The sequence below is a fragment of the Gordonia polyisoprenivorans genome, from assembly GCF_017654315.1.
GTDB classification, from domain to species: domain Bacteria; phylum Actinomycetota; class Actinomycetes; order Mycobacteriales; family Mycobacteriaceae; genus Gordonia; species Gordonia polyisoprenivorans_A.
The window spans coordinates 5,171,919-5,184,114 of record NZ_CP072203.1 but is presented as its reverse complement, the minus strand read 5'-3'; the positions used below and the strand labels follow the sequence as shown (position 1 = coordinate 5,184,114).

At 65.0% G+C, this 12,196-nt stretch carries 10 protein-coding genes; 4 read left to right on the top strand and 6 right to left on the bottom strand.

All coding sequences use genetic code 11. The annotated features are described in order from the left end of the window. Window positions 1–314 precede the first annotated feature (314 nt). The 3 genes from madC to mdo all read right to left on the bottom strand — a co-directional run bounded on the left by madC (window position 315) and on the right by mdo (window position 4,445). Window positions 315–1,868, bottom strand: coding sequence for a MadC family VWA domain-containing protein (gene madC / locus J6U32_RS23215; protein WP_208792327.1), 1,554 nt, complete (start codon window positions 1,866–1,868; stop codon window positions 315–317). A 13-nt stretch (window positions 1,869–1,881) separates the two neighbouring features. After that, window positions 1,882–3,027: a MadB family AAA-type ATPase gene (locus J6U32_RS23210; RefSeq protein WP_208792326.1), complete on the bottom strand. Its 1,146-nt coding sequence runs from the start codon at window positions 3,025–3,027 to the stop codon at window positions 1,882–1,884. Between the two features lie 146 nt (window positions 3,028–3,173). Further along, the gene (mdo, locus tag J6U32_RS23205; protein ID WP_208792325.1) at window positions 3,174–4,445 is read right to left on the bottom strand and encodes an NDMA-dependent methanol dehydrogenase; all 1,272 of its coding nucleotides are present in this window, start codon (window positions 4,443–4,445) and stop codon (window positions 3,174–3,176) included. 289 nt (window positions 4,446–4,734) lie between these two features. Here mdo and J6U32_RS23200 point away from each other — a divergent pair, with 289 nt between their 5' ends. Beyond that, window positions 4,735–5,688 carry an L-lactate dehydrogenase gene (locus J6U32_RS23200; protein WP_208792324.1) on the top strand — a complete coding sequence of 318 codons (954 nt, stop codon included), beginning with the start codon at window positions 4,735–4,737 and terminating at the stop codon, window positions 5,686–5,688. 31 nt (window positions 5,689–5,719) lie between these two features. Here the strand turns inward: J6U32_RS23200 and J6U32_RS23195 are convergent, their stop codons facing one another. The 3 genes from J6U32_RS23195 to J6U32_RS23185 all read right to left on the bottom strand — a co-directional run bounded on the left by J6U32_RS23195 (window position 5,720) and on the right by J6U32_RS23185 (window position 8,992). Further along, on the bottom strand, window positions 5,720–6,136 hold the full coding sequence (locus tag J6U32_RS23195) for a hypothetical protein (protein WP_244332317.1): 417 nt from the start codon (window positions 6,134–6,136) through the stop codon (window positions 5,720–5,722). A 121-nt stretch (window positions 6,137–6,257) separates the two neighbouring features. Continuing rightward, window positions 6,258–7,826, bottom strand: coding sequence for an amino acid permease (locus J6U32_RS23190; protein WP_208792322.1), 1,569 nt, complete (start codon window positions 7,824–7,826; stop codon window positions 6,258–6,260). 137 nt (window positions 7,827–7,963) lie between these two features. Further along, entirely contained in the window at window positions 7,964–8,992 is a 1,029-nt protein-coding gene (locus tag J6U32_RS23185) for an AAA family ATPase (RefSeq protein ID WP_208796296.1), read from the bottom strand. Between the two features lie 268 nt (window positions 8,993–9,260). Between J6U32_RS23185 and J6U32_RS23180 the strand changes: the two genes are divergently transcribed. The 3 genes from J6U32_RS23180 to J6U32_RS23170 all read left to right on the top strand — a co-directional run bounded on the left by J6U32_RS23180 (window position 9,261) and on the right by J6U32_RS23170 (window position 12,185). After that, the gene (locus tag J6U32_RS23180; RefSeq protein ID WP_208792321.1) at window positions 9,261–10,298 is read left to right on the top strand and encodes an aliphatic amidase; all 1,038 of its coding nucleotides are present in this window, start codon (window positions 9,261–9,263) and stop codon (window positions 10,296–10,298) included. A 149-nt stretch (window positions 10,299–10,447) separates the two neighbouring features. After that, window positions 10,448–11,878, top strand: a complete 1,431-nt coding sequence (locus tag J6U32_RS23175) for a hypothetical protein (RefSeq protein ID WP_208792320.1) — start codon at window positions 10,448–10,450, stop codon at window positions 11,876–11,878. After that, window positions 11,871–12,185, top strand: a complete 315-nt coding sequence (locus J6U32_RS23170) for a hypothetical protein (RefSeq protein ID WP_208792319.1) — start codon at window positions 11,871–11,873, stop codon at window positions 12,183–12,185. Before J6U32_RS23175 ends, J6U32_RS23170 begins: the two co-directional genes overlap by 8 nt. Window positions 12,186–12,196: the final 11 nt, after the last annotated feature.

The window sequence follows — 12,196 nt, the reverse complement described above, 5'->3', positions numbered from 1 at the left end:
CAGAATCGGCTCGGGTTCGGCTCTCGGGTGGTAAATGTGGTTGGGAGGCTGGTTATCTCGCCGGGTCTCGAGGCTCGCCGCACGCGGCTCGCACCTCGACCATCGGGGGGAAAGTTCTCGACGATCGAGGGAAAAGTTCTCGACAACGGGAGAAGCTCTCCGCCATCGGGGGGAATAGTTCTCGACCGTCGGGGGAGAATTCTCGACTGTCGGGAAGTTGTCGACAGAGGGGGAAAGGTCTCGACCGGCGGGGAAGAGCATGAACGATCGGGGTCATCGATGGGGTGTCCCGGGTGGAAAGGGGCGGAGGGGAGTCAGCGAAGGGCGGCGGCGAGTTCGTCGACATGGTCGACGAGTTCGGCGCCGTCGCGTGCGCTGATGAAGGCATCGCAGTACTCGATGTAATCAGTCAGCGCGCAACCGGTTTGATTCCAGTAGCGGCGCGGTTCGGGGGTGATCCAGGCGAGCCGGTGCGCGCGGCGACTCAGCTCGGCGAGGAGGTCGACGCGGGGGTCGAAGCCGTTGCTACGAGCGTCGCCGGCGACGATCACCGACGTGCGGGGGCCGAGGAGGTCGCCGTGACGGCCGATCAGTTCGGTCAGCATCGAACCGTAGTCGCTGGTGGCCGCGAGGTCGAGATCGTCGTCGGCGAGTACCGCCGCCAGTGCGGAATCGTCGTTGCCGAGGCGCAGGACGTCGGTGACCCGCACTGGTCTGTCGACGAAAGCGACGACCTCGCAGCGCTCGCCGTGACGATGAAGGGTCTGGGCGAGCCGCAACAGAAACCCCGCCACCGGTCGCACCGACAACGACACGTCCACCAGCAAGAGCAGGCGGACGGGTCCGGCGTGGGTCGTGCGCCGCCAGAGTTGCACCGGCACACCATCGGTGGCCACAGCCGCACGCATGGTGCGGCGCATGTCGAGGCCGCCGTGATCGGTGCGTCGAACAACCTTCCGGGGAGCACCGCGCATACGTTGGACGAGTCGATGACAGGCGCGATCGATGTCGGCTTGATCCGACCACAGGGGACCAGTGGACGAATCGGCGGAATCGACACCGACATCCGATTGCGCCGCCAGATCCAGTCGCGCCGCCAGGGCGTCGACGAACGCCTCCAGTGCCCGTTCCAACTCGGCGCGCGCAGCCGCGTCGAGGTCATCTGTGCCGTCGGTGCCATAGGCGCGTCGAGCGTCGAAATCGGCGAGGGCGTGGAGGATCGCCTGTGCGCCGGCGACTCCCAGCGGGCTGCCGTGTACCCGTGCGGCACTTCCGACGAGTTCGCCGACGCTCGACGAATCGGCCTCATCCACCTCGATGGTGTAGGTGACTCCACCCGACACGGACGCGGAATCCTGGTCGACGCCCAGTGATTCGGTACCCGCCGACACGGTGAAGTCGTTCTCCTCCCGGTGTGCGCTCTCACCGTTGCGTTGTCGGGCGTCGGGGTCGTCGACGAGGAGGCCGCCGATGTCGTCGGTGTGCTCGTCCGCCCCGATCCGGCGGCCGGCGCCGGCGAAGTCCTCATCCCACTCGACGTCGTCGGGCAGGTCGGCGGCGGCGCCACGCGGTCGGGGGAGCGCCTCGTCTGCGCCGTCGATCCGTCCTTCGCCGAAGAAGGCGTCGAAGGCACGATCGAATCCTGTTGATTCGTAACCGTATTTGACGCTGACCGACTGCAGTGCCGCGCGGAGGCGATCGGTGTCACCGCCGACGATGTCGAGTACCCGACGGATCTCGATCACCTCGGCCGGTGACACGGCGACGCCCGATCCGCGCAGGACCCGGCCGAACAGCACCGCCAGCCTATCCAGTGTATCGTCGCGTGGACCAGTCGACACTCGCGAATGCCGTTGCGGGGAAACCATTGTCGTCGGCCGGTCAGGGATGCTGAGAAGACTGGCGCGGCGAAGACCGGCGCGAGGACGCCTGGTGCGTGGAACTGCGGGCACGCCCGGCGCCGAACGCGGTGGCCGTGACCGAGCCTGATGCCGTGGTTCCGTCGGTACCCACCTCTGCGGAATCGGAGTTCTCACCCGACGGGGAATCGAGTTCTCGTCGGGCGAGTTCGAGGTCGCTGCCGAATTTGACCAGTAACGACAGGAGTGTGCGATCGGCGACAGCCCGGTTGTCGTCACCGGTGCTGCCGAGCAGCGAAGCGGCCCGCGCGGCGTCGATGACCTCGGCGATGGACGGGCTCTTGCGCAGGGGTAGGTCACGCAGGCGGCGCGCGAGATCGACGACCTCGGCGATCACCGACTCCTCGACGTCGGGTGCGCGCACACCGACGATGCGGCATTCGCGGGCCGCGTCGGGATAACCGACCTGAAAGTGCAGGCATCGGCGTTTGAGAGCGGGCGAGAGTTCGCGAGTGTCGTTGGAGGTCAAGATCACCCATGGCGCCGAACGTGCGGTGAAGGTACCGAGCTCGGGTACCGTCACCTGTCGTTCGGCGAGCACCTCGAGCATGACCGCCTCCATCGCCTCGTCGGTGCGGTCGACCTCGTCGACGAGTAGCACCGTCGGTGTTGCCGACAGGATCGCGGCGAGCAGCGGGCGGGCGACGAGAAAGTCCTCGGTGTACACGCCGATGTCGTTGCGGGCCAACGCCGCCGAGGCGGCCGACAGATCGGGTTCGGCGGCCAGGTCGGCGCTGATGCGATCGCGCAGCATCTGCACATGCAACAGCTGCCGGGCATAGTCCCACTCGTAGAGTGCCCGTGCCTCATCGAGTCCCTCATAGCACTGCAATCGGATCAGATCCCGACCAGATGCTGCGGCAAGGGCTTTCGCGAGTTCGGTCTTGCCGACGCCGGCGGGCCCCTCGAGAAGCAGTGGCCGGTCCAGCAGCGTCGCGAGATGGACCACCACTGCGAGATCGGAATCGATGACGTAGCCCTGCTCGTCGAGTCCACGGATGAGATCATCGACGGTGTCGAAGGCGAGATCCTCGACGGAGTCGACCGCGAGGTTCTCGACGGAGTCGAGGGATACCGGTGTGGTGGGCAGGGTCGAGGGTTCGGACATGACTCCTCTTCGTGGGTCAGCTCAGCAGCTCATGCGGGCAAGGTGCGGGTCGGTCCGGGCGAAGGGACAGGTCTCGTCCTCGCCCGGACCGACCCACGGTGCGGGAGTTGCTCAGGCTCCCGGTCTGTGTGGCCGGTGACCGATGGTCAGTAGCTTCCGGTCATGGCGTGGGTGACCATCGGGATCAGCGACTCGACGGTGCACTCGCGCGGATTGCCGGGCGTGCACCAGTCGTCCATCATGTGCTCGGCGATCGCCCGGATCTGCTTGTCGGAGGTGTCCATCGTATCGCCGCGGCCCTCGTACTTGCCGGTGTTCATCCGGTTCTTCTCGTAGCTGCCGACGCTGAGTTGGCCGAAATTGTCCGGAATGCCAAGGTCTTTGGAGAGCCGGATGGCCTCTTCGACGGCGGCGTCGGCGGCCTGCACCGTGGTCATGTTCGTGGTGTCGACGCCGAGCAGCGCGGCGATGTCGGCGTAGCGCTCGTAGCGGCTCGGCAGGTTGTACTCCCAGACGCGCGGCAGTGCGATCGCGTTGTTGAGTCCGTGGTGGCTGTCGTAGAACGCCGAAACGGCATGCGAGAGTGAGTGGATCAGTCCGAGGCCGCCCGAGTTGAACGCCTGGGCCGCTATGTATTGCGCGTGCATCATGCCGGTCCGCGCTTCGAGATTGCGGGGCTCGTAGACGGCGGTGCGCAGGTGATCGCGGATGAGCTCGATGGAGTACTTGGCGTTGCCCAGCGACGGCGCGAAGTCCAGCCGCGAGACGTACGGTTCGGAGGCGTGCGCCAACACGTCGAAACCGCAGAACGCGGTGAAGTGCTCGGGGCAGCTGTAGTAGAGCAGCGGGTCGTCCATGGCCAGATCGACCAGGCAGGTGTCGTCGAAGGCCACCCATTTGTGCGGCTTGTTCATGTCGGAGGTGTCGGTGATGACATAGGCCCACGAGGTTTCCGAGCCGGTGCCCGCGGTGGTGGAAACCGCGATGTGCTTGGGATTCTCCTTGTTGGTGGCCTTCGAGAATCCCTCGAACTCGTTGATGTTGCGGCCGTCGTGCGCGATGACCATCCGGGCGCCCTTGGCGGCATCGTGACTCGAGCCGCCGCCGACGGAGATGATGCCGTCGCACTTCTCGCTCTGATAGAGCGCCGCGGCGTCCATGCAGTTGTAGTCCTTGGGGTTGGACTCGACCTTGTCGTAGAGAACGACGTCGACACCTTGGTATTCGATTTTGCCGACGAGTTCTTCGATGATTCCCGATCCGCGCAGACCGGTGGTCATCAGCAGGACACGGGTCATGCCGAGGTTCTTGGCCTCGACCCCGAGCATGTCGTGGGCGCCGACACCGAGTTTCGCGTTGGGGAAGGGGTGGAAATCCTTGATCGGGAAGTCCCAGATCTGGTTCAGCTCGATGGCCATGACGGTCGATCTCCTTGCGTCGCTGTGGGGTGACACTTCGAGGATGTCGTCGGCATCACACTTCACACAAGAACACCTGAACACATAATCAGATGTTCAGTCCAGCAGGTGAGTGAGGAACTGTCCGGTCGGACAGGGCGAGCCCGTCGCGGGTGTGACCGTCGTGTGCGTGCGACTGCCGACGAGGTGAAGACCCGATGACGGGTGTGGGCGTTACACGGCAGCGTCGGGGTCGATGGGATAGGACTGGACACGTACGTTGCCGGGACCGATCGACGCGGAGGTAGTGATGAAAACTCGGGGTACCAAGCTGGCGGTCATCGGGGCCGGTGCGGTGGGTACGGCGGTCGCCTACGCGTCGTTGATCCGCGGCGTGGCACGCACCATCGCGTTGATGGACATCAACACGGCCAAGGTCGAGGCCGAGGTTCTCGACATGTCGCACGGACTCGAATTCGTGCCGCGCACCGACATCATCGGCGGCGACACCATGGACGTCGTCGCCGACTCCGACGTCGTGGTGTTCACCGCGGGCGCGAAGCAGAAGCCCGGGCAGTCGCGGCTCGAACTCGCCGAGGCGACCATCGGTCTGACGCGGGCGATCCTGCCCAAGGCCGTGGAGGCCGCGCCGAACGCGGTGTTCATCATGGTGACCAATCCGGTCGACATCGTCACCAATGCGGCGCTGAAGATCAGTGGGCTGCCCAACAATCAGCTGTTCGGGTCGGGCACGGTGCTCGACTCGTCGCGCCTGCGGTTCCTCATCGCCCAGCACGCCGGGGTGGCCGTGCAGAACGTGCACGCCTATATCGCCGGCGAGCACGGCGATTCGGAGATTCCCCTGTGGAGCTCGGCGGCCATCGGTGGCGTCCCGCTTCGAGACTGGAAGCCGCTACCGGGCTACGAGCCGATCGATGAGGAGGTGCGTCGGCGCATCGCGCACGAGGTGGTGCACGCCGCGTACAAGATCATCGATGGCAAGGGCGCCACCAACTACGCGATCGGCCTGGCCACTACCCGCATCGTGGAGGCGGTGCTCAACAACGAACACCGGGTGCTGCCGGTCTCGACGCTGGCGACCGGGTTCGAGGGCCTCGACGACGTGTGCCTGTCGCTGCCGTCGCTGGTGGATCGCACCGGATGTGCCCAACGCCTCGACGTCAGCGTCGACGACACCGAACGTGCGGGCCTGATGGCCTCGGCGGACACCCTGCGGAACATGCAGAAACAGTTCGGTTTGTGACGGTTGCCGATCGGCACCGGATCTGCCGCGCTCAGGCGAGCGCGGTCTGGATGGCGTTCTGGTAGCGCTTCTGCTGGTCGGCGGAGGTGCCGGCCGGGAAGTCGACGACGACGTTGAGGACCTGGAACGACTGCAGGTGGGCGCCGAGATAGATCTCGGCGCGCCCGGTCGTCTGGAACTGCATCAGGGTGAACTGATCGGTGGCCAGGGCCGAGGTACACCCCGCGCTCGGGCAGACCTGTGCGGTCACATTGTGCTGATTGGTGACGGGCAATCCCTGCCGTGCCACCTCGTCGGCGGTGTTGGTGAGCGTGCGTGGATTGACGTTGTTGTCGACGCTGCGCGAGGCGGTGTCGGCGCCCGTCGGGTCGTCGGGGCGCGCGCATGCCGCGGGTAGCAGGGCGCCGCAGCAGATCGCCAGCACGGCCACCGCACGCCGTATCGTCATCGACCCCATGTCGTGCTCCCGTCGTCACATGCCTGTCTCGGCCACGACGTTACTGGTGCGGCGACGATGGACGGTCGGCGCCCGGGCCGGGCGTCCGGATTGTCGGGGGCGGGTGGCCCGGTCAGGTTTCCTGCAGGAGGGCCGGATCGGCGGTGACCTGTGTCACCGGGCCGGTGAACCATTTCTTGACCGACAGGTGCCAGTACACGTACAGCGCGACGAGGGCGCCGCCGACCAGCAGCGGCGTGTAGTTGACGTACTTCCATGCGAATCCCGGGTCCCACGGCATGCCGCCCAACGACGTCGGGAACATGGCGATGATCGAGGTCAACGCGATCTCGGCGAGTGCCAGCGGGGCGATCCACTTGTACTTCGAACCCAGTGTCCACGACCCGGATTCGAAGGAATCGCCTGCGCGCCACCGGAAGTAGATGGGCACCGCGAAACACAGATACAGCCCGACGACGCCGATCGAGACCACCGCGAAGAACGCGACCGGGACCGGTGCGCCGTTGATGTCGACGGCGACGAGGGCCGGAAGTGTGATGATCGCGGCCACCGCGGCCGTGACGATGACGGCGTAGGCGGGAATCCCCTTGGTGTTCACCTGCTTCCAGATCTGGTGGCCGGGAACGGCGCCGTCGCGGCTGAAGGCGAACATCATCCGCGACGCACTCGTCTGGCAGGCGGCCGTACAGAACAACTGGCCTGCGGTGGAGATCAGCAACACCACACCCGCCCACCGGGAGGTGAGTGCCTGGGTGAAGATCGTCGCCACCGCGCCGCCGCTCTTGGACACCCCATCGGCGTCCTGCACCGCGAAGAGGAAGCTGAGCAACAGAATCCAGCCGCCGATCGCCGAATAGGCGATCGAGCGCCAGATGCCCTTGGCCGCGGCGCCGGCGGCTCCCTTGGTCTCCTCGGAGATGTGGGCCGACGCGTCGTAGCCAGTGATCGTGTACTGCGTCAGGATCGCCGAGATCGGTAGGACGTACAGGATGAATCCGGCGTGTGACGTGGCACCGCCGAAGATCCCGGAATTGTTGACCGTACGGGCGAACACGTCGGAGAACGAGGCGTGCTGATCCGGCACCAGAAAGAGGATGAGAATGACTGCCGCGGCTCCGAAGACGTGCCACCACACCGACACGTTGTTGATCATCGACAGCAGATGTCCGGAGAAGATGTTGATCAGTGCCGCGGCGATGAGAATGATGACGAAGATGATGAACACCCGGGTGAGACTGTAACCGCCCAACCATGATTCGCTGAACGTGCCGATGGTGAGGTCGACGAAGGTGGCCGCGCCGTAGGCCACCGAGGCGAGGATGGCGACCAGGCCGATCAGGTTGAGCCAGCCGGTGTAGAAGCCGGCCTTGGCGCCCCCGAGTTTGGATGCCCACCAGTAGATTCCGCCGGACGTCGGATACGCCGAGACGAGTTCGGCCATACAGAAGCCGATGAGCAGGATGAACACCGACACGATGGGCCAGCCCCACGCGATCGCCGCGGGGCCACCGTTGTTCCAGCCCAACCCGAACGAGGTGAAACATCCGGACAGGATCGAGATGATGGAGAACGAGATCGCGAAATTGGAGAAGCCCGACCACGAACGGTGCAGTTCCTGGGTGTAGCCGAGCCGGGCGAGGTGGGCCTCGTCCTCGTTGAGAATTTCGTGCCCTTCGGGCATGGCGCGCCTCCATCGTCTCGACCGAGAGGTGTAGCGCCGTTGCTGCACTGGTGATCAGTGCAGACGATAAGCCCGGGAGTCCGGCGCCGCTGCCCGATTTCCGATAGATCCCCTTTGCCGTTTACGGGAGGTCTCGTTCAGGGGAGGGACTCACCACTCGGGTTCGTCGAGATCGGCGATTCGGCAGCGGGCAGGTCCGGCACGACCGTCACGATCACCTCGCCGGACACGACGCGCGTGGTCAGGCGCAGTGCCTGCGTCTCCGGATAGGTGACGACGGCCCGCGCCACCGGTGCGTGCAGAAGCACCCGGACGGTGCGTTTGAGGTGGCGCGCACCGTAGGTCGGATCGAATCCGCGCTCGACGAGCAGTGCGTGGACGTCGTGGCCGGGTTCCCAGGCGATGCCGCGCGCGGCCAACCGCGTCTGAAGGCGCGCGATCTCCAGGGCGGCAATGGCGCCGGCGTCGGTCCGACTCAGCGCTCCGAATACGACGACCTCGTCGAAGCGGTTATAGAGTTCGGGATCGAAGAACGACTCGACGGCCTCGGCGATGGTCTGTCCGTCGTCGGCCTCGCGCCGCCACGGCTGCAGAAGTCTTGTGATGCTGCGTTGTTCGCGCCGCCGGGCGGCCACCTGCGCCGACCCGAGGTTCGAGGTGAGCAGCACCACGGCGTTGCGGAAGTCGATCACGTCGGTGCCTGCGGTCAGCCGGAGGAGGCCGGAGTCGAGGATCTGGAGCAACGAGCGCAGCACCGTCGTGTGGGCCTTCTCGATCTCGTCGAACAGGACGATGCCGGGTCGAGAATGGTTGCCGCGAATCAGATCCGGATCGAATAATGTCAGCCCTTCTTTGGAGCCGGAATACCCCGGGGGTGCGCCGGACAGGGATGCGGCGTAGTGCTCCTGGGCCAGGGAGTTCATGTCGATCCGACACAGTTTGTCGGCGCTACCGGCGACCTCGTCGGCAAGTCGGCGGGCGAGTTCGGTCTTGCCGACGCCGGTCGGCCCGACCAGGAGCAGCGACGCGATCGGTCGATGCGGATCGCGGATTCCCGCTGCCGAGATGGTCAGGGCACGCACCACCGCATCGACGGCGTCGTCCTGCCCGATGATCGCCGACTTCAGGGCGGCGGACAAATGGTCGGGGGACTGTGCCAATCCCATGCGAAACCTCGCGACCGAGGTCGTCGGGGTGCGTTCGCTCACCGTTCTCTCCGTTCTCTCCGTGGTGGGCCCGTCGTCGAGAGGGGCCCTGGGCGATACGCGTCGTCGAACGCCGGCCACAATAAACACTCTTCACATCGGGCTGAAACGTCGATGCAACGCGACCGCGGTCTCCTGGTCGTGCAACATACTTCGAGTTGACAGTAAATCCCGGACGCCGGGCTGTCATCTCGGAGACGCTCATCGAACCGAAAGCTGGAGGCGTTTCATGCGACATGGCGATATCTCATCGAGTCCGGACACCGTGGGGGTGGCGGTGGTGAATTACAAGATGCCCAGGCTGCACTCGAGGGCTGAGGTGTTGGACAACGCCCGTCGGATCGCCGAGATGGTGGTGGGGATGAAGGCGGGTTTGCCGGGGATGGATCTGGTTGTGTTCCCGGAGTATTCGACGATGGGCATCATGTATGACAACGCGGAGATGTTCGACACGGCGGCGGTGATTCCCGGGGAGGAGACCGACATCTTTGCCGCGGCGTGTCGTCAGGCCCGGACGTGGGGGGTGTTCTCGTTGACCGGGGAGCGGCATGAGGATCATCCGAACAAGCCGCCGTACAACACGCTGGTGTTGATCAATGATGCGGGGGAGATCGTGCAGAAGTATCGCAAGATCTTGCCCTGGACTCCGATCGAGGGCTGGTATCCGGGGGAGCAGACGTATGTGACCGACGGGCCGAAGGGTCTCAAGGTGTCGTTGATCATCTGCGATGACGGTAATTATCCGGAGATCTGGCGTGATTGCGCGATGAAGGGGGCCGAGTTGATCGTGCGGCCGCAGGGCTACATGTATCCGGCCAAGGATCAGCAGGTGTTGATGGCCAAGGCGATGGCGTGGGCGAACAATTGTTATGTGGCGGTGGCGAATGCGACCGGATTCGATGGTGTGTACTCGTATTTCGGGCACAGCGCGATCATCGGTTTCGATGGGCGCACCCTGGGTGAGTGTGGTGAGGAGGATTACGGGGTGCAGTACGCGCAGTTGTCGTTGTCGACGATTCGGGATGCGCGGGCCAATGATCAGTCGCAGAATCATTTGTTCAAGCTGCTGCACAGGGGTTATACCGGGGTGTATGCCGGTGGGGATGGTGACAAGGGAATCGCGGAGTGCCCGTTCGATTTCTATCGCAATTGGGTCACCGACGCCGAGGCCACCCAGAAGGCGGTCGAGGCGATCACCCGGGAGACGATCGGTGTGGCCGATTGTCCGGTCTACGACCTGCCGACCGAGAAGACCATGGACGCCTGAGGGCGCTGGGGATCGAATTGATCCTTCCGTTACGAAGGATTAACACTCCAATTGCTTCACAACGGAAGTAATTGCTCTACCGTGGACTTGTCCACGCACCGCAACTCTGCGGCCGCCGGCCGCATCTCCGCGAAGGGAACCTCACCGCGATGTCCACCGACCACGATCACGATCACGACCACTCGCATGACTCGGGCGCACTAGGCCGCGTCGAGGCACTGCTGAACGAACGGGTGCATGCCGCAGGCGACCACGAGGGCCCGTTCTCCCTGCACATCCTGGGGCTCGGCGCGACCGGTGCCGCGGTCATCAAAGCGGCTGCCGCGTCCGCCCCGGAAGGGTTCACCGCGCTTGCGGTGGACATCGCCTCGCAATCGTTCGACGGTCTCGCCGACCTGCCCGGCGTCTCGGCGGTGGACATGGCGATTCCGTCCAAGGACGCCTTGTCGACCGCGCTCAATCGATACCGCGAGTTCCTGAAGATGGAGTACCCGCGGTACTACTGGAATCCGAACTACGAGCCCTGGCTGCCCGGCGACATCGAGATGCCGGAACCCGGCGGATTCATCCCTCGCGCGGTGGCCAAGGCGATCTACGGGTCGGAGTACTACCAGGATGGTGAGATCACCTCGGCGCTGGAGGAATTCGCCGCAGGCATTCTCGCCAGTGACAAGACACCGCTGGTGGTCGTCGCCTTTTCGATGGCCGAGACCGTCGGCTCGGGCATCGTGGTGGAGATCGCCCGCCACCTGTCGTCGATCAAGCTCGGGCGGCGACCGTGGGTGATCGGGCTCGGGGTACTGCCGGTCGAGCCGAGCGCCCAGTTCTTCCCGGTCATCAACGAACTCGACTGCATGATCGACACCGAGAAGAACAACGGTGTGATGGCAGTGTGGGGCGATCTGTACAAGAACCCCTTCACCGGCGGGTTCTTCGCGGTACCCGACAGCGGCACCGAGGACCCGGTACCCGGCGCGACGGCGTTTCTCACCGCTGACGGTTGTGTGCCGCTGTACGAGACGATGAAGGGCCTCAACTGGCTTGCCGTACCCGGCGATCAGTGGCATCCGGCGATCCGCGGCCAGCAGAGCGAGACGTGGATCAACATCCTCTCGACGGTTCCCGCCGGTGCGCAGTCGGGCCCGGAACTGGGTCTGGTCGACACGGCCGTCGCTCCCTGGGCGGAGATTCGTGCGCTCGGCGGGTCCCAGGACGCAGCCGAGTCGGTCGCTCGCACGGTGTCGGCGGCCGTCGACCTGTCCGCGGGTGCCTCAGTGGTCGCCGATGCGGACTCGACGGCAGGCATCGTCAGCGTGGTGGTGGCCGCGCAGTCGAAGCTGGCACTGAGCCTGTTCGTTCCGTCCCGCGAGATCTACGACGGCGTCGAGGATTGGGACGACAAGCTGATGATGCACTCGTGGCTGCTCGACCTCGGCGTCATGTTGTGTGAGCCCAGTATTCGTTTCGACGGTATGGGCGGCGAGTGCATCTGGGGATGTGCGTGCTGGGTGGTGGTGCCGCACAAGGCGATCCGCGGTGAGTTGATCGATTCGACGATCACAGTGACCGCCGATGCCTGACGCGCCGCAACCCGTGCCGTGGGCCGAGATCGTCACCCGCTATCGCGACGGCGCGAATCTGCCGTCGATGCCGGGCGCGCGCACACTGCAGGTGACCGGCGCCGATGACGAGTACATCTATGTCACGCATCGACTGTGGAGTGACAAGCTCACCCGGGCGAACATCGAGAAGGCGATGGATCTGATCGCCGAAGGCAAGATCACGCGCGTCTACGCCGACGTCGTGGACTACTACCGCACCTACATCGCCGACGAACGGCCGACCACCGCGGCGACCGTACTCAAGGATCTCGGCTTCGTCGAATGACCCACGTCAGC